The 23,362-nt window shown below is 56.2% G+C and carries 22 protein-coding genes; 12 read left to right on the top strand and 10 right to left on the bottom strand.

The window, feature by feature from the left end; translation table 11 throughout:
- Positions 1-26: 26 nt before the first annotated feature.
- From FU672_RS00795 to FU672_RS00775, 5 genes are all read right to left on the bottom strand, one after another.
- Positions 27-155, bottom strand: coding sequence for a DUF2474 domain-containing protein (locus FU672_RS00795; protein ID WP_008501283.1), 129 nt, complete (start codon positions 153-155; stop codon positions 27-29).
- Positions 155-1,165 (bottom strand): cytochrome d ubiquinol oxidase subunit II, encoded by a 1,011-nt coding sequence (gene cydB, locus FU672_RS00790; RefSeq protein ID WP_148241787.1) that lies wholly within the window; start codon positions 1,163-1,165, stop codon positions 155-157. The genes FU672_RS00795 and cydB overlap by 1 nt, the downstream gene beginning before the upstream one ends.
- Positions 1,165-2,565 carry a cytochrome ubiquinol oxidase subunit I gene (locus FU672_RS00785; protein ID WP_148241786.1) on the bottom strand — a complete coding sequence of 467 codons (1,401 nt, stop codon included), beginning with the start codon at positions 2,563-2,565 and terminating at the stop codon, positions 1,165-1,167. Before FU672_RS00785 ends, cydB begins: the two co-directional genes overlap by 1 nt.
- Positions 2,566-2,948: 383 nt before the next feature.
- The gene (locus FU672_RS00780; RefSeq protein ID WP_148241785.1) at positions 2,949-3,428 is read right to left on the bottom strand and encodes a DUF2778 domain-containing protein; all 480 of its coding nucleotides are present in this window, start codon (positions 3,426-3,428) and stop codon (positions 2,949-2,951) included.
- Entirely contained in the window at positions 3,425-3,907 is a 483-nt protein-coding gene (locus tag FU672_RS00775) for an Hcp family type VI secretion system effector (RefSeq protein WP_148241784.1), read from the bottom strand. The genes FU672_RS00780 and FU672_RS00775 overlap by 4 nt, the downstream gene beginning before the upstream one ends.
- A 425-nt stretch (positions 3,908-4,332) precedes the next feature.
- On the opposite strand from FU672_RS00775, the gene ymcF reads away from it, so the two are divergent.
- The 9 genes from ymcF to FU672_RS00730 all read left to right on the top strand — a co-directional run bounded on the left by ymcF (position 4,333) and on the right by FU672_RS00730 (position 12,842).
- Positions 4,333-4,521: a cold shock small protein YmcF gene (gene ymcF, locus FU672_RS00770; protein ID WP_148241783.1), complete on the top strand. Its 189-nt coding sequence runs from the start codon at positions 4,333-4,335 to the stop codon at positions 4,519-4,521.
- 82 nt (positions 4,522-4,603) lie between these two features.
- Positions 4,604-6,013, top strand: a complete 1,410-nt coding sequence (locus FU672_RS00765; protein ID WP_148241782.1) for an aminotransferase-like domain-containing protein — start codon at positions 4,604-4,606, stop codon at positions 6,011-6,013.
- A 271-nt stretch (positions 6,014-6,284) separates the two neighbouring features.
- Entirely contained in the window at positions 6,285-7,430 is a 1,146-nt protein-coding gene (gene ydcS, locus FU672_RS00760; protein WP_148241781.1) for a putative ABC transporter substrate-binding protein YdcS, read from the top strand.
- 17 nt (positions 7,431-7,447) lie between these two features.
- Positions 7,448-8,461: an ABC transporter ATP-binding protein gene (locus FU672_RS00755; RefSeq protein WP_148241780.1), complete on the top strand. Its 1,014-nt coding sequence runs from the start codon at positions 7,448-7,450 to the stop codon at positions 8,459-8,461.
- Between the two features lie 7 nt (positions 8,462-8,468).
- The gene (locus tag FU672_RS00750; RefSeq protein ID WP_410053320.1) at positions 8,469-9,407 is read left to right on the top strand and encodes an ABC transporter permease; all 939 of its coding nucleotides are present in this window, start codon (positions 8,469-8,471) and stop codon (positions 9,405-9,407) included.
- Complete coding sequence (locus FU672_RS00745; RefSeq protein WP_008501291.1) at positions 9,397-10,203, top strand: ABC transporter permease; 807 nt, start codon at positions 9,397-9,399, stop codon at positions 10,201-10,203. Before FU672_RS00750 ends, FU672_RS00745 begins: the two co-directional genes overlap by 11 nt.
- Before the next feature lie 24 nt (positions 10,204-10,227).
- Positions 10,228-11,652 (top strand): aminobutyraldehyde dehydrogenase, encoded by a 1,425-nt coding sequence (patD, locus tag FU672_RS00740; protein ID WP_148241778.1) that lies wholly within the window; start codon positions 10,228-10,230, stop codon positions 11,650-11,652.
- A gap of 174 nt (positions 11,653-11,826) precedes the next feature.
- Positions 11,827-12,000, top strand: a complete 174-nt coding sequence (locus FU672_RS00735; protein ID WP_013096478.1) for a GhoT/OrtT family toxin — start codon at positions 11,827-11,829, stop codon at positions 11,998-12,000.
- Positions 12,001-12,086: 86 nt separating this feature from the next.
- Positions 12,087-12,842 (top strand): alpha/beta fold hydrolase, encoded by a 756-nt coding sequence (locus tag FU672_RS00730; protein WP_148241777.1) that lies wholly within the window; start codon positions 12,087-12,089, stop codon positions 12,840-12,842.
- 71 nt (positions 12,843-12,913) lie between these two features.
- Here FU672_RS00730 and FU672_RS00725 read toward each other — a convergent pair whose 3' ends face one another.
- Genes FU672_RS00725 through FU672_RS00715 form a run of 3 tightly spaced genes read right to left on the bottom strand, consistent with a single transcriptional unit; the run spans position 12,914 to position 19,414 of the window.
- Positions 12,914-15,091: a virulence factor SrfC family protein gene (locus FU672_RS00725; protein WP_148241776.1), complete on the bottom strand. Its 2,178-nt coding sequence runs from the start codon at positions 15,089-15,091 to the stop codon at positions 12,914-12,916.
- Positions 15,088-18,069, bottom strand: a complete 2,982-nt coding sequence (locus tag FU672_RS00720; RefSeq protein WP_148241775.1) for a virulence factor SrfB — start codon at positions 18,067-18,069, stop codon at positions 15,088-15,090. Before FU672_RS00720 ends, FU672_RS00725 begins: the two co-directional genes overlap by 4 nt.
- A 4-nt stretch (positions 18,070-18,073) precedes the next feature.
- Complete coding sequence (locus tag FU672_RS00715) at positions 18,074-19,414, bottom strand: SrfA family protein (RefSeq protein ID WP_148241774.1); 1,341 nt, start codon at positions 19,412-19,414, stop codon at positions 18,074-18,076.
- Between the two features lie 283 nt (positions 19,415-19,697).
- On the opposite strand from FU672_RS00715, the gene FU672_RS00710 reads away from it, so the two are divergent.
- Both FU672_RS00710 and FU672_RS00705 read left to right on the top strand, forming a co-directional pair.
- On the top strand, positions 19,698-21,296 hold the full coding sequence (locus FU672_RS00710) for an ABC transporter substrate-binding protein (protein ID WP_148241773.1): 1,599 nt from the start codon (positions 19,698-19,700) through the stop codon (positions 21,294-21,296).
- A gap of 96 nt (positions 21,297-21,392) precedes the next feature.
- The gene (locus FU672_RS00705) at positions 21,393-21,626 is read left to right on the top strand and encodes a YdcY family protein (RefSeq protein WP_148241772.1); all 234 of its coding nucleotides are present in this window, start codon (positions 21,393-21,395) and stop codon (positions 21,624-21,626) included.
- A 3-nt stretch (positions 21,627-21,629) separates the two neighbouring features.
- Here the strand turns inward: FU672_RS00705 and FU672_RS00700 are convergent, their stop codons facing one another.
- Positions 21,630-22,079, bottom strand: a complete 450-nt coding sequence (locus FU672_RS00700; protein WP_148241771.1) for a DMT family transporter — start codon at positions 22,077-22,079, stop codon at positions 21,630-21,632.
- Positions 22,076-22,594 (bottom strand): GNAT family N-acetyltransferase, encoded by a 519-nt coding sequence (locus FU672_RS00695; RefSeq protein WP_148241770.1) that lies wholly within the window; start codon positions 22,592-22,594, stop codon positions 22,076-22,078. Before FU672_RS00695 ends, FU672_RS00700 begins: the two co-directional genes overlap by 4 nt.
- A gap of 148 nt (positions 22,595-22,742) precedes the next feature.
- Here FU672_RS00695 and FU672_RS00690 point away from each other — a divergent pair, with 148 nt between their 5' ends.
- Positions 22,743-23,318: a helix-turn-helix domain-containing protein gene (locus tag FU672_RS00690; protein ID WP_148241769.1), complete on the top strand. Its 576-nt coding sequence runs from the start codon at positions 22,743-22,745 to the stop codon at positions 23,316-23,318.
- Positions 23,319-23,362: the final 44 nt, after the last annotated feature.

Here is a 23,362-nt window from a genome sequence, read left to right as displayed (position 1 = left end):
CAACGCAGCGGTTGCCCGGAATGACGTTAATGCGATTTAAACCCTGCCGCCGTCATCAACATGCGGAAGAGCATACTGACAGCAGCCAGCGCCAGTACGCTGCCGCCCCAGATAATGGCCAGCCACAGCAATCTTTTCCAGACCGGTTGTTGCATCAGTGATAACCCTCCCCATGCTGAACTTTGCCGCGAAACACGTAGTAGCTCCAGAAGGTGTAGACCAGAATAACGGGAATGATCAACAGCGCACCCACCAGCATAAAGCCCTGGCTTTGCGTCGGTGCGGCGGCCTGCCACAGGGTGATCGACGGTGGAATAATATGCGGCCAGATGCTGATCCCAAGCCCGCTAAAGCCGAGGAATATCAGCCCCAGCGTCAGGATAAACGGACGGCTATGGCTGTCGGGATTATTCAGGCAGCGCCACTGGTACAGGCTAAAAATCACCACCAGGGCAGGGACAGGCAGCAGATAAAACAGATTCGGCAGCGTAAACCAGCGCGCAGCGATGGCCGGTTGTGCCAGCGGCGTCCAGAGGCTGATCGCCGCAATAAACGCCAGCAGCACGATTAACAGCGTTTTCGAAACCTCACGCATCCGCTGCTGCAGCGCGTTTTCGCTTTTCATCACCAGCCAGGTAGAGCCTAACAGCGCATAAGCCACCACCAGCCCCGCGCCGCAAAACAGGTTAAACGCGGTGAACCAGTCAAAGGGGCCGCCGGTATAGGCCCGGCCGGTGACGGTAAAGCCGTTAATGACGGCGCCTACCGTCACGCCCTGGGTAAACGTTGCCAGAATTGAACCGCCAATAAACGCCTTATCCCAGAAGGGGCGGTGGGCCGGCGTGGCTTTAAAGCGAAACTCAAATGCCACCCCGCGGAAAATAAGACCGATCAGCATTAACGTCAGCGGAATGGTGAGAGCATCAACGATCACCGCATACGCCAGCGGGAATGCGCCGAACAGGGCGGCACCGCCAAGCACCAGCCAGGTTTCATTTCCGTCCCAGACCGGCGCAACGCTGTTGACCATCACGTCGCGATCGTCGGCGTTCTGCGTTGCCGGGAACAGAATGCCAATCCCCAGATCAAAACCATCCATCACGATATACATCAGCGTGGCAAAGACGATGATCACAAACCAGATAATGGAAAGATCGATACCCATTATGGCTGCTCCTTATGTTCAGTTGTGACGGCAGAAAGCGGGCGCGCCGGACGTCCGTCTGACTCGGTGGCGAAGGATTCATGCGGCTGCGGGCCTTTTCGGATGAGGCGCACCATATAGCTGTAACCCACGCCGAATACCGAGGTATAGACGACGAAGAAGGCCAGCAGGCTCACGCTCATGTGCAGGTCACCGTGGGCAGAAACCGCATCCTTCGTTCGCTGGAGTCCGTAGACCACCCACGGCTGGCGGCCCACTTCGGTGGTGATCCACCCGGCTAGGATGGCAATCAGCCCGGTTGGCCCCATCAGCAGTGCAAACCACAGGAAAGGGCGCGACGAATAAACGCGTTTTTTGTAGCGTAGCCAGAGTGCCATCACCCCGAGCAGCAGCATCAGCATGCCCAGGCCCGCCATAATACGGAATGACCAGAAGACGATGGTGGAATTCGGACGGTCTTCCTTCGGAAACTCTTTAAGTGCCGGAACCTGTTTATCCAGACTATGCGTGAGGATAAGACTCCCCAGCGCCGGGATCTCCAGCCCAAAGCGGGTGCGCTCCTGTTCCATATCCGGCCAGCCAAACAGCAGCAGCGGGGTAGGCTCACCCGGCGGATTTTCCCAGTGGCCTTCAATGGCAGCAATCTTGGCGGGCTGGTGCTTTAAGGTGTTCAACCCGTGCATATCGCCAACCATGGCCTGGATGGGGGCGACAATCAGCGTCATCCACAGCGCCATAGAAAACATCGCGCGGATGGCAGGGGTACTATTCCCACGCAGCAGATGCCATGCGGCAGATGCGCCTACAAAAAGAGCGCTGCTCAGGAACGCGGCTATCGACATATGCAGCAGGCGGTAAGGGAAGGAGGGGTTAAACACCACGGCGAACCAGTCCACCGGTACCACCTGACCGTTGACGATCTCATACCCTTGTGGTGTCTGCATCCAGCTGTTCGAAGAGAGGATCCAGAAGGTGGAGATAATGGTGCCCAGCGCCACCATACAGGTGGAGAAGAAGTGCAGACCCGGCCCGACTTTGTTCCAGCCGAACAGCATCACGCCGAGGAACCCGGCTTCAAGGAAGAAGGCGGTAAGTACTTCATAGGTCAGCAGCGGGCCGGTAATACTGCCCGCAAACTGTGAAAATCCACTCCAGTTGGTACCAAACTGGTAGGCCATCACCAGCCCGGAGACCACGCCCATGCCAAAGTTGACGGCAAAAATCTTTGACCAGAACTGGTACAGGGAGCGCCAGACCGGATTTTTTGTTTTCAGCCACAGGCCTTCGAGTACGGCAAGGTAGCTTGCCAGGCCGATGGTGATTGCCGGGAAAATAATGTGAAAGGATACGGTAAAGGCAAACTGTATCCGTGCAAGGTGAAAAGCATCTAAACCAAACATGCAAAACTCCGCGATGTAATTATGTCGATGCCATTCTAAGCCGCGCCAGCTCTGGGTTGCAGAAACAGACCTGTGTTATTTATCTATAACAGTTTTCTTGCCTGCCTATGCTGTAGCTCTTGTTTGGCGGCAATATTTCCGCCCAAGAGAGGTTCATTTTCGTAATGCCCAGAGGTAAATCAACATGGCATTGAGCAAAAATGAAAGGATGAAAAGCAATAGTGTATAGCTTTCACTCCATTCAAGTTCAGTTACAAAGCCAAAATGTCTGGTGAAGAGATGATAAAGTAATACATCGGGCATGAAGTAACATACAAAGGAGTAAATAACAAACAGCATCAATGTTTCAATAACCCAGGTCAGGACATGCTTTTTTGCATTCATCAATATACCTGTATTGTTCCAAGTGCAACTAATCCAGCAGTAACTTTAAACGTGCCGGATGCGAGTAGACCATGCATCAGTATTCTGTAATGGGAGTGATTTGGTAACGTAATACATCCATTACTAATTCCCGACTGTCCCGCAGGGTGTAACCGGAAAGCACCACGCTCAACGTTATTGATAAAAGTTCTGTCGTCAATGTGAGTATCGTGGCGGTAAAGAGCAAACCAAAAGTCACGGTTTGAACCGCTCTCTAACCCTTTGATTGCGTCATGCCAGTGAGAACCAAACCCGCCTCGTGGACGTGTCACGATATAATAGAGTCCTGGGGGTAAGGGGCCCACCTCAGCAGTCGCAACGGCATTAGGGTTATTTCTGTTATTACCCGAGTTTCCAGAATACGCGGGGAAAAAGCCTAAGCCAGGACAACTCAAAGTGGAAAGCTGATAGCCATTCAAATGAAAAGTGCACCGAATCATCTGTCTTTCCACTCGTCAGAAAAAATAATATTACCGTCACAGTGCTTCCAGGTTATTTTTTCGTAACGCAGAGCGATACTTTCCAGATGGTTATGCTTCTCAGTTGCTGGGTTTTTAATGTCATGCATGAGTGGACATATAGATACAACCTTGACATTATCCAGTTGCATATTGAAGTATTCAACTTCCTGCCCGGAATCGTTGATTTTATACCACTTAAATTCCGCACTTTTCAGCGTCTGACCTTTTGCAACGGCTTTGTAGAGATAGGGGCTAGAACTGTCAAATTCCTTCTCAAAAACGAGAGCTGAATGAATACGAGTGCCAGTAATTTTCCCCGTCATGCTGTCTGTTGGCAGATGCAGACCATGACCGAACCCCATCACCTCAATACTACCCTCGCGATCTTGTACATCGACAGCGCCTTTAATATCTGCTCCACCGTCGTCTTTTAGCCAAAGGTATGCTGGAATTGCCATCTTAAACTCCTTTTTTCTCTAACAATTCGTGTTTTAAAGAATGTTAATACGCCCAGTGTGTTAAGGTTATTAGGCAAAAAATGCCATGCAAAATATTTATATTTCATTGATTTATAAGTGTTTTGTGCGGAATTGATCCCGTTTATATTTAGTGCCACCCTGAGCATTTCTGAATAAAAACAGTATTTTTATGAATTTTATGCATAAAACTGCTTGCCTTGTCGTCGGCGCCGTGCGTTAATGGTCTTCTGGTTTTGAGTCCAAATAAATATCTGACGTAGTTTTATAAAGCAGTTCTCATCACGTTGTGCCTCTCCGCAGCCTCTCTTGGGTCTTTATCTACATTCCGATTAGTTTTGTCTAAAACCATTATTGCCCAATCGGCCCATTAGTAATTTACGTTTTTGCGTTTACAGGAGAATCCTATGACTTCTTATATCCATTTTCGCTGCCCATGCTGTCATGGCTCGCAGTACCGTACCTCAGTCTTTGATGTGTCTGAGAAAAACCCACTCGGCGCGAAATGCATCTTTTGCAAATCGTCGATGATCACGTTCGATCATCTGTCCGCTGCGCGCCAGGCACAAAGCCACGTTACCGAGTATCGTAAGTAATTCATTTCACGAACTATAACAGTTAGCTAAATCTTCTCTTTTTCTCCTGCTGATATACACTGTCGGTCATAAGGAGAATCTGATGAAAAAATACCAGCGTCTGGCGCAACAAATTATCTCGCAGATTGAGCTTGGCGTATGGCTGCCGGGCGATAAGCTGCCTTCGCTGCGAGAGCAGGTGGCGAGCAGCGGTATGAGTTTTATGACCGTTGGCCACGCGTATCAGATGCTGGAAAGTCAGGGGCGCATTGTCGCCAGACCGCAGTCGGGCTATTACGTTGCCTCGCGCCCGACCGCACAACAGCCTGCTCCACCTGCCCAGGTGATGCGTGACGAAGTGGTGGATATTAACACCTACATCTTCGACGTCTTACAGGCCAGCCGCGACCCGTCCGTTGTCCCTTTTGCCTCCGCGTTTCCCGATCCCCGACTTTTCCCGCTGCAGCAGCTCAACCGATCGCTGGCGAACGTCAGCAAAACAGCGACGGCGATGAGCGTGATTGAGAACCTGCCGCCGGGTAACGTCGATCTCCGCCACGCCATTGCCCGTCGCTACGCGCAGCAGGGGATGAACATCTCCCCGGAAGAGATCGTGATCACCGCAGGCGCGCTTGAAGCGCTCAATCTCAGCCTGCAGGCGGTGACCGAGCCAGGTGACTGGGTGATAGTCGAAAACCCGTGTTTCTACGGCGCGCTACAGGCGCTGGAACGTCTTAAACTCAAAGCGTTGTCGATTGCGACGGATGTCCGCGAGGGGATTGATCTCAATGCCCTTGAACAGGCGCTGAATGAGTACCCGGTTAAAGCCTGCTGGATCATGACCAACAGCCAGAACCCGCTTGGCTTCACGCTGAGCGCGGAGAAAAAAGCGCAGCTTGTCGCGCTGTTAACGCTGCACAATGTCCCCCTGATTGAAGACGATGTTTACAGCGAGCTCTATTTTGGCCGCGAAAAGCCGCTCCCGGCGAAAGCATGGGATCGTCAGGACATGACGCTGCACTGCTCGTCCTTTTCAAAATGTCTGGTGGCCGGTTTTCGCATCGGCTGGGTCGCAGCAGGGAAGCACGCCCGACGCATTCAGCAGCTCCAGCTGATGAGCACGCTCTCAACCAGTTCTCCTGTGCAGCTGGCGCTGGTGGATTATCTGGCGACTAAACGCTACGACGCCCATCTGCGCCGCCTGCGGCGGACGCTGGCCGAGCGAAAGCAGCAGGCCTGGCAGTCACTTTTGCGCCATATGCCTGCCGGTGTCAAAATCCACCATAACGACAGCGGCTACTTTTTATGGCTGGAGCTTCCGGCGCAGCTGGATGCGGGGCTGCTGAGCGAAAAAGCCTTAACGCACCACATCAGCATTGCCCCCGGAAAGATGTTTTCCACCTCTGACGCATGGACACCGTTCTTCCGTTTTAATACCTCCTGGGCCTGGGGAGAGCGAGAAGAGCAGGCGGTTATTCAGTTAGGAAAATTAATTAGCACGATGCTGGAATAATCTTTTCTGCGTTATTTAAATAATCAATTCTTATCCTGATGACGGCACGGCGAATATTTCGCGGTGCCCTGTCATAGGAAATCTGCATACCGTCTCTCGCGGCTAACTCCTTGTCTATAATCCAGTTAACAGGGAATGCGCCCTCGGTCACACCTTGATGAAATTTCCTGAAGCCGTACGGTGCGGCGCATTTGCGCGGTCTACGTTTAATAAGGGAGATATTTTTACGGCACGGCTGCCGCTAAATTTCATTGCGACAGGAGTAACTCTTATGAGCAAAATTTTTGCCCGCAGCAGCCTGTGTGCGCTCGGCATGACTATCATGACAGCGCAAGCCGCAGAACCACCAAAGGCCATTGGTGACGGGGAAGGTCGGCTGGATATTATCGCCTGGCCGGGCTACATCGAGCGGGGACAGACGGATAAAAATTATGACTGGGTTACCCAGTTTGAAAAAGAGACAGGGTGTGCGGTCAACGTCAAAACGGCGGCCACGTCGGATGAAATGGTCAGCCTGATGGCGAAAGGGGGATATGACCTGGTCACCGCCTCGGGTGACGCCTCCCTGCGCCTGATCATGGGCAAACGCGTTCAGCCCATTAACCCTGACCTCATCCCCAACTGGAAAACCCTCGACGCGCGGATTGTGAAAGGGGAATGGTTTAACGTCGGCGGTAAAGTCTACGGCACGCCGTATCAGTGGGGGCCAAACCTGCTGATGTACAATACCAAAACCTTCCCGACGCCGCCGGACAGCTGGAGCGTGGTCTTTACCAAACAGGATCTGCCGGACGGTAAAACCAATCAGGGACGCGTTCAGGCCTATGACGGCCCGATTTATATTGCCGATGCCGCGCTGTTCGTCAAAGCTACTCAACCGCAACTGGGTATCAAAGACCCGTACCAACTCACCGAAGAACAGTATGCCGCCGTGCTCAAGGTGCTTCGCGAGCAGCATGCGCTGATCCACCGCTACTGGCATGACACCACCGTCCAGATGAGCGACTTCAAAAACGAAGGCGTCGTGGCCTCCAGCGCCTGGCCGTATCAGGCGAATGCCCTGAAGGCTGAGAACCAGCCCATTGCCACCGTCTTCCCGAAAGAGGGGGTGACCGGCTGGGCGGACACCACCATGCTACACGCGCAGGCAAAACACCCGATGTGCGCCTACAAATGGATGAACTGGTCGCTGACACCGAAAGTGCAGGGCGATCTGGCGGCATGGTTTGGCTCCCTGCCTGTGGTTGCACAAGGGTGTAAGGCCAGCACGCTGCTGGGTGATAAAGGCTGCGAAACAAACGGTTATAACGAGTTCGACAAAATCATGTTCTGGAAAACCCCCATCGCTGAAGGCGGCAAATTTGTCCCTTACAGCCGCTGGACGCAGGATTACATCGCCATCATGGGCGGTCGTTAATTGCCCGGGAGCAGAACATGACGTACGCGGTAGAGTTTAACAATGTTTCCCGTCTGTACGGCGACGTACGGGCGGTGGATGGGGTTACCATTGCGATTCGTGACGGAGAGTTTTTCTCCATGCTGGGGCCTTCGGGCTCCGGCAAAACCACCTGCCTGCGTCTGATTGCCGGCTTTGAGCAGCTGTCAGGCGGCACGATTTCTATCTTCGGCAAAGAGGCGAGCGCGCTGCCGCCGTGGGAGCGGGATGTGAACACCGTCTTTCAGGACTACGCGCTGTTCCCGCATATGTCGATCCTCGACAATGTCGCCTACGGGCTGATGGTCAAAGGCATCGACAAGAAAAAACGCCATGCGCAGGCCCGTGACGCTCTGGAAAAAGTGGGCCTAAGCTTTGCCATTGCCCGCAAACCGTCGCAACTTTCCGGCGGCCAGCGGCAGCGCGTTGCCATCGCCCGGGCGCTGGTCAATGAACCGCGCGTCCTGCTGCTGGACGAACCCCTGGGTGCGCTCGATCTCAAACTGCGTGAACAGATGCAGTTCGAGCTGAAGAAGCTTCAGCAGGAACTCGGTATCACCTTTATCTTTGTCACCCACGATCAGGGCGAGGCCCTTTCCATGTCAGACCGGGTGGCGGTGTTCAATAACGGGCGCATCGAGCAGGTGGATACCCCGCGCGATCTCTACATGCGTCCGCGCACGCCGTTTGTCGCCGGTTTTGTCGGCACGTCCAACGTCTTTGATGCAGGCCTTGCGCAGAAAATATGCGGCATGGAAGGCAGCTATTCCCTGCGCCCGGAACATATTCGCCTTAATGAGGGCGGAGACGTTCAGGTTCAGGGCGTCGTGCAGGCCGTTCAGTATCAGGGGGCCGCCACGCGGCTGGAGCTGAAACTCGCCGATGGCGCCAAACTGCTGGTGAGCCAGGCCAATTTCAGTGAAACCTCGCCGCTGAGCGGCATTGCGCCGGGGCAGGCGGTCATGGCGTCGTGGTCACGCGAGGCGATGATTCGCCTGCAGGAGGAGAGGTGAAATGGCTATGAGCGTTGCGCATCCTCCCGCTTCGCGCGGCCCCTTAAGCCGCATGACGGCGCTGTTCTGGCGTAAACCGTCGCTCGGCCTGTTCCTGCTTCTGCTCGCGCCGCTCATGTGGTTTGGCATTGTCTATTTAGGATCGCTTCTGACCCTGCTGTGGCAAGGGTTTTACACCTTTGACGATTTCACCATGGCAGTCACGCCGGATCTAACCCTGGCGAACATTCAGGCGCTTTTCAAGCCGGCAAACTACGACATCATCCTGCGCACGTTAACGATGGCGATTGCGGTGACCATGGCCAGCGCCATTCTGGCATTCCCGATGGCCTGGTACATGGCGCGATACACCCGCGGCAAGTGGAAAGCGTTTTTCTATATCGCTGTGATGCTGCCGATGTGGGCGAGCTACATTGTCAAAGCCTACGCCTGGACGCTGCTGCTGGCGAAGGACGGGGTGGCACAGTGGTTTCTCAATCATATGGGGCTGGAACCTATCCTGACCTCACTCCTTACGCTCCCGGCGATTGGTGGCAACACCTTGTCCACCTCCGGGCTGGGACGGTTTCTGGTCTTCGTCTATATCTGGCTGCCGTTTATGATCCTACCCGTCCAGGCGGCGCTGGAACGCCTGCCAGCTTCGCTACTGCAGGCCTCAGCCGACCTCGGCGCGCGTCCTCGCCAGACCTTTTGCTATGTCGTTTTGCCGCTGGCGATCCCGGGTATTGCCGCGGGCTCAATATTCACCTTTTCCCTGACGCTGGGGGATTTCATTGTTCCGCAACTGGTGGGGCCGCCGGGCTACTTCATCGGCAATATGGTCTATTCCCAGCAGGGGGCTATCGGCAATATGCCGATGGCCGCTGCGTTCACGCTGGTTCCCATCGTGCTGATTTCACTCTATCTGGCGTTCGTGAAACGTCTGGGAGCATTCGATGCACTCTGAACGCGCACCGCTGTTCCTGAAAGTAGCAGCGTGGGGAGGGGTTATCTTCCTGCACTTCCCGCTGCTGATTATCGCGACCTATGCTTTTAATACTGAAGATGCAGCCTTCAGCTTTCCGCCGCAGGGGCTGACGCTGAAGTGGTTTAGCGTGGCGGCGGGGCGTGGAGATATTATCGAATCCGTGACGTTGTCACTTCAAATTGCAGCGTTATCTACCGCGATTGCCCTTGTGCTTGGCACGCTTGCTGCAGCGGCGCTGTGGCGAAGCGAGTTTTTTGGCAAGAATGCGATCTCACTGTTGCTGCTGTTGCCGATTGCGTTGCCGGGGATCATCACCGGCCTGGCGCTGCTGACCGCTTTCAAAACCATCAACCTTGAGCCGGGTTTTTTCACCATCGTGGTCGGACACGCCACCTTTTGCGTGGTGGTGGTGTTTAACAACGTGATTGCCCGGTTCAGACGCACCTCCTGGAGCCTGGTGGAAGCGTCGATGGATCTCGGGGCCGACGGATGGCAAACCTTCCGCTATGTGGTGCTGCCCAATCTGGGTTCCGCGCTGCTGGCCGGGGGAATGCTGGCGTTTGCCCTGTCCTTTGACGAGATAATCGTCACAACATTTACGGCGGGACACGAGCGCACGTTACCGCTGTGGTTGCTCAATCAGCTCGGCCGTCCGCGCGACGTGCCGGTCACCAACGTCGTTGCACTGCTGGTGATGCTGGTGACAACTATCCCCATTCTGGGAGCCTGGTGGCTAACCCGCGACGGTGAGAACATTGCCGGCAGCGGGAAATAACAGTGAATTCAACAGGACAATGCTATGCAAAAACATCTGCTGATAAATGGTGAACTGGTTGCCGGAGAAGGAGAAAAACAGCCGGTTTATAACCCCGCCACCGGTGAGGTGCTGCTGGAGATTGCTGAAGCCTCAGCGGCTCAGGTCGACGCGGCTGTTCGGGCCGCCGACCGGGCTTTTATCGAGTGGGGACAAGCCACGCCAAAAACGCGAGCTGAGTGTCTGCTGAAACTGGCTGACGTCATTGAAGCGAATGGTGAAGCGTTCGCCCGGCTTGAGTCTCTTAACTGCGGCAAGCCGCTGCACTGTGCTCTGGGTGATGAAATACCGGCGGTGGTCGACGTTTTCCGTTTCTTTGCCGGGGCCGCCCGCTGTCTGAACGGGCTGGCCGCGGGCGAGTACCTTGACGGCCACACGTCTATGATCCGCCGCGATCCGGTGGGCGTGGTTGCCTCTATTGCCCCCTGGAACTACCCGCTGATGATGGCAGCCTGGAAACTGGCACCCGCGCTGGCGGCAGGGAACTGCGTGGTGATTAAGCCCTCAGAGATCACGCCGCTGACCGCGCTGAAGCTGGGAGAACTGGCAAAAGATATCTTCCCGGCAGGCGTCCTGAACGTGCTGTTTGGCCGGGGGAAAACGGTCGGCGACCCGCTTACCGGGCATGAAAAAGTCCGTATGGTCTCGCTGACCGGTTCGATTGCTACCGGGGAGCATATCATCGGCCATACGGCGTCCTCCATCAAACGCACCCACATGGAGCTGGGCGGTAAAGCGCCGGTTATCGTCTTTGATGATGCCGACCTGGGTGCGGTTGTCGAAGGGGTACGGACGTTTGGTTTCTACAATGCCGGGCAGGACTGTACGGCGGCCTGCCGTATTTATGCCCAGAAGGGCATTTATGCCGCGCTGGTGGAAAAGCTGGGCGCAGCGGTTGCCAGCCTTAAAATGGGGGCGCCGGAGGATGCCTCTACCGAACTGGGACCGCTCAGCTCGGCCGCCCATCTTTCACGCGTCTGCCAGGCCGTCGATGACGCGAAAGCGCTCGGCCATATCCGCGTTGTCACTGGCGGGAGCAAAAAAGAGGGGGCGGGCTACTACTTCCAGCCAACCCTGCTGGCGGGGGCAAAACAGGACGACGCCATCGTTCAGCGCGAGGTGTTTGGCCCGGTGGTGAGCGTTACCGAGTTTGACGACGAGGCGCAGGTGCTGGCCTGGGCGAACGATTCGCAGTATGGCCTGGCGTCATCGGTCTGGACCAAAGACGTGGGCCGCGCTCATCGTCTGAGTGCGCGCCTGCAGTACGGCTGCACCTGGGTGAATACCCATTTTATGCTGGTGAGCGAAATGCCGCACGGCGGCATGAAATTATCCGGCTACGGCAAAGATATGTCAGTCTACGGGCTTGAGGATTATACGGTAGTGCGGCATGTCATGATAAAACACTAAGCTCGTCACGCCTGGTCGCATGTGCGGTCAGGCGTTTACCATGAATGTTACGTAAAATACTCAATTGTTGTTATCCGTAATTTTTAAGTGGTTATTCTGTAACGAAAAAACTTGATCTGTATCAACATATGACGCATATTGCGTGCGGTTATTTTTTCGGCTCTGGTATACAGAATGACGTTGTATCAAAAGATGTTGGTTTTTTACGCAATCATGGCTTCCATCTGCGCATTAATTACCTGGTTCCTCTCCAAAGACCGCAAACGTATCCGCCTGCTCAGTGCTTTTCTGGTGGGGTCAACCTGGCCAATGAGCTTTCCCGTTGCGCTGCTGGTCTCGCTTTTCTGAAGCACGCTTCCATTTTTAAAAAATGAATATGGCATTCCAGATACGGTAACTGTATAAATAAACAGTGCATCGTAAAAGGAGTGCTTATGAACAGTTTTTACTCGCAGCAGGCCGGTTGCACCGTGCGCTGGCATGACTTGCCCGGCACCGGCGATCCCGTGGTGTTCATTCACGGGCTGGGCTGCGCCTCTTCCTATGAATATCCCCGTGTCGTTCATGACCCGCTGTTTGGCGCGCGCAGAGCGATTCTCATCGATTTGCCCGGCAGCGGCTACAGCGACAAGCCTGAGCACTACAGCTATAAAACCACCGACCAGGCGCACGTTGTGGCGGAACTGATTGACCATCTTAAACTGGATGCCTTCTGGTTATACGGCCACAGCATGGGCGGCAGCATTGCTATTGAAACGGCGGGGCTGCTGGCAACGCGCGTGAAGGGGCTGATGGTGTCAGAACCCAATTTTCATGCGGGTGGGGGGATGTTCAGCCGGTCTATTGCAGCGCAAACCGAGCAACAGTTTCTGAACCAGGGCTATGACGCCATGCTCAGCGCGGAAAAAACGGCGTGGGCGGGGTGTCTGCAGAGTAATGCGCCGTATGCCGTCTGGCGGGGGGCATCGAGCCTGGTGGCGGGCGTTGAGCCGGAATGGGACGCGCAGTTCCTGTCACTCCCTTGCCCGGTAACGTTGATTTTTGGCGAGCTGTCTCTGCCAGATGACGATGTGGATAATCTGAAGCGAAAGGGCGTTGAGGTAAAAATCATCCCTGCGGCGGGGCATTCTATGTCGTGGGAAAACCCGTCTGCGCTGGCAGAGACGTTAGCCGGGTGTATGACGATGTGATTATTGTGCAATTTACCATCGTTGCGAAATGTAGGCCGGGTAAGCGCAGCGCCACCCGGCAAGAAAGGCGGCTACTTTATTAAAGCCCGTAGTGCCTGACGTGCGTCAGGCTGAACATCATGTGGATGCTGGTAATCAATGTTCTCTATCGCGCGGCTATAGAGTGCGACCAGCCAGTCGTAAACGTACGCGGTGGCGGCATGCACGGGCTGTTCCCCCAGGCGTGTCAAACGGGGCTCGGCGCTGCTGACCACCGGCGTGACGAAGATTGCCTGGCCCTTGCGGATGCGGCTTGCCGGACGTGCCGCCACGGGCGTCTGGTCGTAACCCAGCCAGCCGATGAAATTGCCCATCACGGCATGCAGTTGCGCAGCGCTACTTTTATCCGCTTCGACAATACGCTGAAGCTGTTGGGGCAGATTAAGCCGGTAGCTGGTGACCACCAGCACATCCGCGATTTGCTGTAACACCGCAGGTTCCAGCCCAAGACGGGCGGCCGCGGCCTCATTGCGGCTCCACTGACGCAGATGATTTATCCAGACTCTGTGCGCCAGACGCGCTTTGTCTTTTGTCTGGAACAGGCCTGCGCTTTCCTGTGTGTTCTCGGCAAACAGGTCAATGGTGTCCGTAAACAGCCCGTTCACCTGCTCCTCGCGAGGCTGCTGAACGGCGAGCAGCGTTTCAAAGGCTTTCAGCGGCGGCAGAAGGCCTTCAAGCAGTTCGCCGTGGCGGGCGGCGCTGCTTTGCAGCGTGCGCACCATGTTTTCGGCCTGAGCACGTCTTGTCCCCGGCTCCTCAACCAGCGGCACCAGATAGCATTGCATCAGCGAAGAGAGCTCCTGCCGCAACAAGCCTTTCAGCGTGCTGAGACGCTTCTGTCGCTGCGCGGGTAGCGTGGCCTGTGACAGCCACTCAATGACGCGCTGCATACTGTGGCTGTCCAGCGCCTGCAGCGTGCCCCAGCGTAACCCCGGCTTCCCGAGCAGATGCTGTACGGCTTCATCGAGATTCTGCCGGGTGGTAAAGCGGGCGTCATGGGGGGTAATTGCCCACACCAGACCTGGAAGGGCGGATTCTTCAGCAGGCTGCGTCTCCTTCACCCAGTTCATTAACACTTTTGCTTTTTTGGCCGTCTGCTCGTGATGCGCCGTTGCATTACAAATCACCAGCACATCCGGCTGAAGCTGTTGACGATAATGCTCAAGCAGCCACTGTGATTTCGCCTGGCGTAGCGTGTCGGCACGGTTATCTTCAAAAACCGGAATATCAATAATATCGACGTTATCCAGCGCGCCGTTCTCAACCGGCAACACCAGCTCGCGGGTCAGGAAGGCCAATACATCGACGGGGATGCTGATGGCGTTCAGCATTTCACCGCTATTCAGAGGATGAAGCAGCGTCTCCTGTGCGTCCTGAAGGTCTAACGTGCCGTCTTGCGTCAGGAACCCTTCACCCGGCAGCCCGAAGCTGTCCACCAGCAGGCTAAGCGGGGCAGCAAGCTCGCTGGCATGGCTGGTCTGGTGCAGCACATGGGCCAGGTTTAACCACTGCTGGGTCAACTCCTGCTGCTCGCCCCACAGCAGCGACCAGACGCCGGCCCGCGTGCTGAGATCGAGCGATGGCACCAGCCGGGCAAATTCATGCCACAGGGCATCATCAATTTGCTGTTTCGCGGCGGGTACGGTGCTTTGCCAGAAGCGGGCAATCGCACCCACTTCCTGAGCCGTAATGCCGGGCACGCCCTGCGGCTGACGCAGCCCGCGCCATTTCTCCAGACGTGTCTCAATGACCGCCTTATCCACCGCGCGCATCTGCGGATGCAGCGTCGTGCGGGCAATAAACAGCTGTACCAGCTCGGCCTCGGTGACCAGACGCAGGCGCAGCGGGAACGCCTCATCAGCCGCCTCCGGGTTGTCCCGGGTGAAGCGGACGGCCATGTTGGTCAGGGCATGTCCCGGATTGATATGCGAAAAATAGTCAAAGGTGCGCTGCCCTGGCGTAACGTTCAGGCGTCCATTACCGCTGCCGCACAGAGACAACAGCAGGTGTGCTTTCGCGCTCTGCGAATGACCGTAAAGCCCGATGCTGCTCTGGCGGGTCATGGCGTGTTCAATGGCCTGCTCCCGCGCCTGCGTCACGTTGATGCGAGCAAGCAGGGCGTCAGCATCGTTATCCAGTACAGGGGCGTTCAGGCGCGTCTCATTAATCCACCCGATTAAGGCCTGAGTGGTGGTCGTCGTCGCTGTCATTTCAGGTATACGCTCCCGCTGTCGATCCAGTAGTGGCTACCGCTGTGTCGGCGATCGGCCAAAGTATTCAGTTTGAAAGTTAATGCGTCAGGCGCAACCGGCGTGCCGTCCTGCAGCCAGGCATCGCTCAGCTCGAAGGCCTCCGGGCCTTCCTGCTTGCTGCCGCCGCAGAGTTTGAGCCGCACGTTCAGCACGCCGTCACCGGCAATGGCTTTCGCCAGTTCAGCCGAGTTAATGCTGAGCGTGTAGAGCGGCGTGGCGGGCCAGCGCGCGTTCGCCAGTTGGCGGAAGCCGAGAGTGACGTTACCGCGTAGCGGGAAGTGCAGACGCGCGTCGAGTTTCGCGCCGGGTTTATCAAGATCGATATCCTGATACCAGACGTTTTCCTCGCGCAGGGTATTGACGGTGTTATCCAGCACGCCGAGATACCGCACGGTTGAATACGCGCCAATGTCCGCGGCTTTAAAGTTGAAGCGCGGCAGACGCAGGTCGAGCGCCAGACTGCAAAGCATGGCCCCCACTGCGGCTGTCGATTTAGGGTTGCCAATGCGCCCCTGCTGGCTGAACGGATACCACTCGTGCACCTGGTATTTATCCAGCCAGACGATGCGATTGACCGGCACCGGCTGCAGATGACGAATGAGCGCCTGAACGCCCGGCAGGCAGCCGGGGCGCCCGGTGATCAGCAGAATATCGCAGCTGTAATGGGATATCGCCTCGCATACCGCGTGGAGCGGTGAGGCCAGCGTAAACTGCCCGGCCAGCATCGCATCCTGCATTTCGTGGAAGTTCACATGCAGCGGCACGGCGAACAGATCAAAAGCGTCTGAACCCGCAGGCAGGGCATGATCGATCGCCTGCTGGAGGTAATTCATCACGTTGCGGGTCGGTTTCTGCGCCAGGAGATCGCCAAAGGTGGCATGCAGACCGGCCAGCGGATCGTCAACGTCGCTCGATTCCCACGCGGCAAGAATGGCATGGCCAATCGGCATAAAGAGCTGAAGCGCCGTTTGCTGGCGAAGTACGGCCTGGGTATCGATGCGCCCGGAGTCGCCGAACAGCGAAGCCATCAGCAGCGAGGCGTCCGCGATACCGGATTTTTGCAGCTGCGTTTGCAGGGCAGGCAACACGTAGCGCTGAATCACGTCCAGAAGCGTATCGTCACCCGCGACTTTAAAGCCTTCACGGAACAGCAGCTGCGGGGTGATCTTGACGTTATTGCCGGAACCGTCATCCAGCTGATAATGGGTGATCGCCATATCCGTTGTGCCGCCGCCGATGTCGATGGACGCGACGCGCAGTGCGCGACCCGGCTGGCTACCCGGCTCAGGCTCACGGTCCGGGCGGGCCAGGGAGGCGAAGAAGGCTTCCGTCTGACCGCCAAAGCGGGAGATCGCTTCGTTATACAGCCAGACCAGTTGACCACAGCTGGCTTCATCCCACTCCATCTGGATTTCAGGAACCGGCACCACGCTTTTATCCTGCTGTTTACGGGTGACAAAATCCTCATCCTGAGGGTGCCAGCCCATCGCTTTCCAGACGATGGCGATGGCTTCAAACATGCGGCGACGGAAAATCTCGCGCTCCTGCTTTGGCATGGCCGAGGGCAGCGTCAGGATCAGGGTGCGCAGCTGGCGCGGCGACGCCGGGAAGCCCAGACGCAAGCGCGTGGCGACGCTGTTGATCTGCCCCAGGGCCTGCGCCAGCAGCTCGCACAGCATGTGCGTCATCAGGGTGCTGCGGCTGTACTGCGGCGAGAAGACCGGCAGCCGTTCGTCCTGCGGCAGCGTGAAGAGCGGCTCTCCGTCATCGTTCATCAGGTTCATCAGCGGAAACGCGGTGGCGAGCGGTTCACGCTGGGTTTTGCTGTTCATCTGGCTAAAGCGCCAGTCCTGCACGACCGGCGTTTCATCCCACAGGTAGCGACGCGGGCTGGAGATGCCGCTATTGCCTTCCGTTCCCAGACGCTGCATCGCCAGTTTACGGGCTTCATCGCCAACGCGAACAATCGACGGCCAGACAAAGGCATCTTCGCGACCGCTTTCAACCGAGAAGTGCTGTTTGCCAAAACGCGCTTCCGAAAACTCGAGACGGCTGGTGAACAGCGGCTCGTTCAGGAATTGCGGCTCGCTTAACGAGCGTACCTGCAGCTCAGCGGTCTGGCGCAGTCCATCGTTGGCGTCGCCGTGGTCTTCAATAATGACCCCGCAGGTGTGGGTATTGCCCACGTCGAGGATCAGGTCGACCGGAATGGCTGGCGTGCTGAGCGTATGGGTAACAAATTTTACTTCCGGTACGGTGAGCTGTTCACCGAGCATGGTCATCAGGTTGAGCCAGTGGGCCTGATATTCAAAACCGCGCATCGCCTGCTGGAGGTCGCGTTCTGAACGGTTTTCAACGCTGTCGGCATACTGGGTAAAGGCCTCGCGCAGCCAGCCGTCAATCCAGGTCTGGTCGAGGAAACTTTCAACCTCATTGTCTCGCCAGGCCAGCGCGAAGCGGGTCCCGTTCAAAATATCGTTTTCAACCGGGGACAGGGCGGATGTGGCATGTTCAGCAATCTGGCTGTCAAGAGCGAGAGTGACGCGGTGCGTATTGCCTGCCGTATCGGGTGTATCCAGCTTGCGCACCTGAACGCGGGCCCAGTTATCCGGCCCCTCAACAAAGGTTCGCGGAGGGTTGAAGCGCAGGAACGGAACCGGAAGCCAGACGCCGTCCAGTACCGTCAGAGACTGATGCAGCGGGATGGTGGTTTCCGGTTTGACCACTTCAGGCTGCCCGCCGTTCGTCCCCGGCACGGTATAACGCCCGTTGACCAGGTCGAAATCGAGTCGCAGAAGCGGGCCGTTCGCGGTTTTACGTACGAAGCGCCCGTTGCTGGCGGTGTCCTGCGGCGTCAGACCGAAATCAAGGAACTGCACGCCGCTGTTGGCAATAAGCGTGACGCTTTGTTTATAGTCGCAAAGATTTACCAGCATAGGATCAGGCACCTGCTTTCTTGAACGTCAGTGGGACGACGGTATTGGCATCATAACGGGCGCGACATTCTGCGATATCGCTGGCACCTGCTTTACAGGCAATCTCCGGCATCGGGTAGCGGGAACCGTCGGTGCAGCGGGCAGTACCGCGACTTTTAATCATCAGCTCGCCATTGCTGTGCAGCCCGGAGAAGACTTCCGCGCGGCAGACAACGTTGTCGCCATGGACAACCCGGGCGAAACCTTTATTGTTCTGAATCTGATAGCGCATCGACGGCGGTTTGCCGGTTACCGGATCTTTCACATCGAGAACCGCACGCCAGGTGCCGTTCAGGAAACGCGTCGATCCCGCTTTCACCTGATTCGCTTCCATCACCATGGCATCTTTCGGGATGGCGACAATCACCACCGGAGCGGGCTGTGGCGCAGGAGCAGGCTCTTTTTCTTTGCTTGTCAGCACCTCTGCCTGATGCAGCGGTAATTTCATTGCCAGCGGCTCAACCGCTTTGATCGGTTTTGGCGCAATCTCCACGGGCTCAGGTACGGACGCCGGTGCGGGCTCAGGGGAAGGCGACTGTTTTGGCCACAGCAGCGGTGCGGCAATGGCGGCAACGATTACGGCGGCAACCGGCAGCGTCCACAGGGGAACGCGGCGCTTTTTCGCGACGATCGGCAGAGCCGGTTCCTGAACGGGTTGCGCCACGACCGGAGCTGGCTCTGGCTCATACAGATCTTCCGGCGTAATGCGCACCACCGTGGAAGGGGCGATCAGCGGCTCGTCTGCGTGTTCAAAGGCTACTACCGGTTCTGGCTCAGGCTCGGGTTCAGGATCTTCAATGACAACGGGGGCAGGCTCAGGAACCAGCGATTCACGCAGGCAGTCGAGGACATCGTCGCGCGCATTCTCGTTCAGGTTTACAAACCCCCAGAAGCTGATGACCGGCTTTCCGTCAACCAGGAAGAGGAAGTTTTCACCCGGGAACTGAAACGCCTTCGACAGCAGAGAACCGAAAAGCTGCTGCGCGGTTTTGGGTGACTGGAGACATTTCTTGCTTAACGACTCGACGCTGGCTAGCGTGTTTTCCAGATAGCGCAGGGCGCGATAACGGTCATCTTCATCGGCCGCCTTCCAGCTGGTTACGCTCCCTTCAACAGGGGAATACCAGTCCACGCGGTCACCGCTGTCGTTGACCTGAGGAATAGCCAGACAGTCGACGATGGCCTGTTGTTTGCGCAACCGGAGCGCTTCCCGGATTTGTAACGCTGATTCAAAAACGGCTTGTCCGCCGCCGCCAACGGCCTGAAAGTCATCCAGGTTACCGCTGCGTAAAAGAGTTTTTGCCACGATTTGATCCCATATACTTCTTCACACCGTTACTTTAACGAAATAGGGCGTCAAACAAACGGGGGAAGAGACGCTAAAAGGGCTGATTTCTTGCGGCATAGAAAGTGACGGTTGTGCTTGACGAATAATGGCCCTTAAGGCAAATCACCTTTTTAGGTGCTGACGGTTAAAACAGCAAAAAACGCGGCTTTAGAATAACCTGATAGTGTTTCGTTATTTGCCAGGTCATACCGCCTGTGCTGTTATTACTGTCTTATATAATAAAACTATCAGGGTTATAACCATGTCTACAGGGAAAACACTGCTCGCCCTTGCGCTGAGCGCTCTTCTACCAGCCGGTGCCGCATGGGCGGCAAACAACGATACCCTTATTTACTGTTCTGAAGCGTCCCCCGAGTCCTTCAACCCGCAAATCGCCAGCTCTGGCCCGTCTTTTGTGGCCAGCTCTCAGGTACTGTACAACCGCCTGATCAATTTTGACCCGGTGAAAAACACCCCGGTCCCGTCGCTGGCGGAGTCCTGGACGATTTCACCGGACGGCAAGACCTATACCTTTGCCCTGCGCAAAGGGGTGAAATTCAACAGCAACAAATACTTCAAACCGACGCGCGACTTTAACGCTGATGACGTTATTTTCTCGGTTATGCGTCAGAAAGACCCTAAACATCCGTACCATAATGTGTCGCAGGGCAACTACGAATACTTTAACGATGTCGGGCTCGATAAGCTGATTCAGGACGTTAAAAAGGTCGATGATTACCACGTTCAGTTCACCCTCAGCGAGCCCAACGCCGCGTTTCTGGCCGACTGGGGGATGGATTTCGCCTCCATTCTCTCCGCCGAATACGCCGACGCGATGCTGAAAAAAGGCACGCCTGAAAACGTAGACACCTGGCCGATTGGTACCGGGCCTTATGTCCTGCAGCAGTACAAGGTGGATTCACTGATCCGCTATGTTGCTAACCCGAACTACTGGGAAGGCGAGGTGCCGACGAAACATCTCATCTTCTCCATCACGCCAAATGTGGAAACCCGTCTGGCGAAGCTGCAGACCAACGAGTGCCAGATCATTCCTGCGCCGTCCCCGGTCCAGTTTGACGCGATCAAGAACAACAAAGACCTGACGCTGCACTCGGTCGATGCCCTGAACGTCGGCTATCTGGCGTTTAACACCGAGAAAAAACCGTTTGATAACGTGCTGGTGCGTCAGGCGCTTAACTACGCGACCGACAAGCAGGCTATCGTCAATGCGGTCTTTATGGGGTCGGGTACGGTGGCAAAATCGGCGATCCCGCCAAATATGCTGGGTTTTAATAAAGAACTGAAGGACTACAGCTACGATCCTGAAAAAGCGAAAGCGCTGCTGAAGCAGGCGGGGCTGGAGAAGGGGGCCGAAGTCACGCTGTGGTCAATGCCGGTTCAGCGTCCGTATAACCCGAACTCGCGTCGTATCGCAGAGATGATCCAGAGCGACTGGGCGAAAGTCGGCGTGAAGGCCAAAATTGTCTCTTACGAGTGGGGTGAATATCTCTCCGGGATGCGTAAAGGCGAACATGACTCCGCGCTGTTTGGCTGGATGTCCGATAACGGCGACCCGGATAACTTTGCCGATGTGCTGCTGGGCTGCAACAGCATTAAAACCGGATCAAACGCCGCGCGCTGGTGTGATAAGGGTTATGATGCTCTGGTGCAAAAAGCGAAGCTGACCAGCAATCCGGCTGAGCGCGCGAAGCTCTACGGCCAGGCGCAGGAAATCTTCTACCAGCAGGCACCGTGGATCGCACTGGCCAACGGGAAAACGTTCTATGCGACCCGCAGCAACGTGACCGGATACAGCGTGAGCCTGATGGGCAGCGATTTCTCCAAAGCGAAGCTGAACTAGTTTGTTGCCCGGTGGCGCTGCGCTTACCGGGCCTACGGTTCCCCCTGTAGGCCGGGTAAGGCGTAGCCGCCACCCGGCAATTCACAAGGAGTGACAATGTCACATTTAAATGAAGTTACCGCACGTGTGGATGCCGCCATTGAAGAGAGCGTGATTACCCACATGAATGAACTGCTGATCGAATTAAGCGAAGACGCAGAGCTGAGTCGTGAAGATCGCTATACCCAGCAGCAGCGTCTGCGTACCGCGATTTCGCACCACGGTAAGCAGCATAAAGAGGAGATGGACGCGCGTGAGGAACAGCTGACCAAAGGCGGCACCATACTGTAACGATCAAAACTGGCGCCGCGCCACCAGCCAGGCCCCGACGACCAGCATCACCGCGCCGCACACCGGGCCGATCAGGGCGCGAAGCGGAATGCCATGGCTCCTCAGCACGTCCATCACCAGCCCGCCAATCAGCTGGCTTGCCACCAGCACGGCGATGGTCGTCGCCGCGCCAACGTTCTGATACCCGCTAATGCTGGCAAACACGAAAAATGACCCCAGCAGCCCCGGGATAAGCGTCCACCAGCGTACCGTTGCGGCCAGCTCGCTAAACCCGGCGAAGCCCTGTTTCAGCAGCAGAATACTGACAAACAGCACAATGCCGACCAGGGAGTTCAGCAGCATCGCGATAAGAATGGTGGAGGAGGACTGGGTGATACGCACCATTAAGGTGTTTTGCACCACCAGACCGATCCCCGCCGCCACCAGAAACGCCAGCGTCAGTGACTGATTCATGGGATAGCGTCCGGATCGCTGCGCTCGTCCAGTTGAAGCTGCATAAAGGTTAAGTCCAGCCAGCGGCCAAACTTGGTCCCCACCTGCGGCATCTGCCCCGTTGTCACAAAACCGAGCGTTTCATGGAGATGAATCGAGGCATGGTTTTGCGCTTCAATACCGGCCACCATCACGTGTTTACCAATGGCGCGAGCCTCGTTAATCAGCGCGTTCATCAGCGTGCGGCCAATGCCTTTGCCCTGATGGGCCGGGTGGACGTAGACCGAATGCTCAACCGTATGACGAAAACCGTCGAAGGCGCGCCAGTCGCCGAAAGAGGCGTAACCGGTGATCGCACCGTCTTCCTCACTCACCAGAACCGGGTAACCCGCGAGCGTGCGCGCCTCAAACCACGCGATTCGGTTATCAGTATCGACGGTTTTATCGTTCCAGATCGCGGCAGTATGCAGCACCGCGTGATTGTAGATTTCTCCTATCGCAGCGCAGTCTTCTTTGCAGGCATGACGAACGATCATGATTAACCCTCTGTGTGTTGTTCACTATAGTATTACGTTGTAGCTACGATATTACACAACTGTATCGCCCGATCGCTACGGCATAAGCCATATTTTTTTGTTATCAAAAGCCCATTGAAATGCCGTTCATACACTATAGTATGACGTCATGAACACAATAACAGACACGATGAATCAACGGATTAGCGCAAGAATTCGCCTTGAACGCGAGTCTCGCGGATGGTCCCTGAGCGAGCTTGCTGACCGGGCAGGGGTTTCGCGCGCGATGATCCACAAGATAGAGCGCGGAGACAGTAGCCCGACAGCCACCTTGCTGGCCCGCCTGTCTGGCGCGTTTGGCATCAGCATGTCAACGCTCATTGCCCGGGCCGAAATGCAGGAAGGCAAGCTGCTGCGCCTTGTAAACCAGCCCGTCTGGCGCGACCCACAGACGCACTACCTCCGCCGCCATGTTTCTCCTCGTACCGATCTGCCCATCGACCTTGTTCAGGTTGAGCTGCCTGCGGGCAGCGATGTTCCTATGCCTGCCTCTTCTTACGCGCTGGCACGTCAGCTTATCTGGCTGCAGTCCGGTGAGCTGGTGTTTCAGGAGGGCGATACGCGCCACGAAATGCACGCCGGAGACTGTCTCGAGCTGGGGCCGCCAAATGACTGCCGGTTCATCAACGAAACGAATGAAACCTGTATCTATCTGGTTGTACGGCTTAACCAGTCTGCCTCGTAATGCTAATGCGATAACGCCGATCGTGAGCCAGGCTGTAATGACAT

It is taken from the genome of Enterobacter asburiae, from assembly GCF_008080435.1.
Classification (GTDB): Bacteria; Pseudomonadota; Gammaproteobacteria; order Enterobacterales; family Enterobacteriaceae; genus Enterobacter; species Enterobacter asburiae_C.
The sequence above is the reverse complement of the archived record's forward strand: the minus strand, read 5'-3'. Positions and strand labels throughout refer to the sequence as shown.

Bases quoted from the DNA above. Each gene is read 5' to 3' on its own strand.
- FU672_RS00795 (WP_008501283.1), bottom strand. From the start codon at position 155: ATGCAACAACCGGTCTGGAAAAGATTGCTGTGGCTGGCCATTATCTGG.
- cydB (WP_148241787.1), bottom strand. From the start codon at position 1,165: ATGGGTATCGATCTTTCCATTATCTGGTTTGTGATCATCGTCTTTGCC.
- FU672_RS00785 (WP_148241786.1), bottom strand. From the start codon at position 2,565: ATGTTTGGTTTAGATGCTTTTCACCTTGCACGGATACAGTTTGCCTTT.
- FU672_RS00780 (WP_148241785.1), bottom strand. From the start codon at position 3,428: ATGATTCGGTGCACTTTTCATTTGAATGGCTATCAGCTTTCCACTTTG.
- FU672_RS00775 (WP_148241784.1), bottom strand. From the start codon at position 3,907: ATGGCAATTCCAGCATACCTTTGGCTAAAAGACGACGGTGGAGCAGAT.
- ymcF (WP_148241783.1), top strand. From the start codon at position 4,333: ATGACTTCTTATATCCATTTTCGCTGCCCATGCTGTCATGGCTCGCAG.
- FU672_RS00765 (WP_148241782.1), top strand. From the start codon at position 4,604: ATGAAAAAATACCAGCGTCTGGCGCAACAAATTATCTCGCAGATTGAG.
- ydcS (WP_148241781.1), top strand. From the start codon at position 6,285: ATGAGCAAAATTTTTGCCCGCAGCAGCCTGTGTGCGCTCGGCATGACT.
- FU672_RS00755 (WP_148241780.1), top strand. From the start codon at position 7,448: ATGACGTACGCGGTAGAGTTTAACAATGTTTCCCGTCTGTACGGCGAC.
- FU672_RS00750 (WP_410053320.1), top strand. From the start codon at position 8,469: ATGAGCGTTGCGCATCCTCCCGCTTCGCGCGGCCCCTTAAGCCGCATG.
- FU672_RS00745 (WP_008501291.1), top strand. From the start codon at position 9,397: ATGCACTCTGAACGCGCACCGCTGTTCCTGAAAGTAGCAGCGTGGGGA.
- patD (WP_148241778.1), top strand. From the start codon at position 10,228: ATGCAAAAACATCTGCTGATAAATGGTGAACTGGTTGCCGGAGAAGGA.
- FU672_RS00735 (WP_013096478.1), top strand. From the start codon at position 11,827: ATGACGTTGTATCAAAAGATGTTGGTTTTTTACGCAATCATGGCTTCC.
- FU672_RS00730 (WP_148241777.1), top strand. From the start codon at position 12,087: ATGAACAGTTTTTACTCGCAGCAGGCCGGTTGCACCGTGCGCTGGCAT.
- FU672_RS00725 (WP_148241776.1), bottom strand. From the start codon at position 15,091: ATGACAGCGACGACGACCACCACTCAGGCCTTAATCGGGTGGATTAAT.
- FU672_RS00720 (WP_148241775.1), bottom strand. From the start codon at position 18,069: ATGCTGGTAAATCTTTGCGACTATAAACAAAGCGTCACGCTTATTGCC.
- FU672_RS00710 (WP_148241773.1), top strand. From the start codon at position 19,698: ATGTCTACAGGGAAAACACTGCTCGCCCTTGCGCTGAGCGCTCTTCTA.
- FU672_RS00705 (WP_148241772.1), top strand. From the start codon at position 21,393: ATGTCACATTTAAATGAAGTTACCGCACGTGTGGATGCCGCCATTGAA.
- FU672_RS00700 (WP_148241771.1), bottom strand. From the start codon at position 22,079: ATGAATCAGTCACTGACGCTGGCGTTTCTGGTGGCGGCGGGGATCGGT.
- FU672_RS00695 (WP_148241770.1), bottom strand. From the start codon at position 22,594: ATGATCGTTCGTCATGCCTGCAAAGAAGACTGCGCTGCGATAGGAGAA.
- FU672_RS00690 (WP_148241769.1), top strand. From the start codon at position 22,743: ATGAACACAATAACAGACACGATGAATCAACGGATTAGCGCAAGAATT.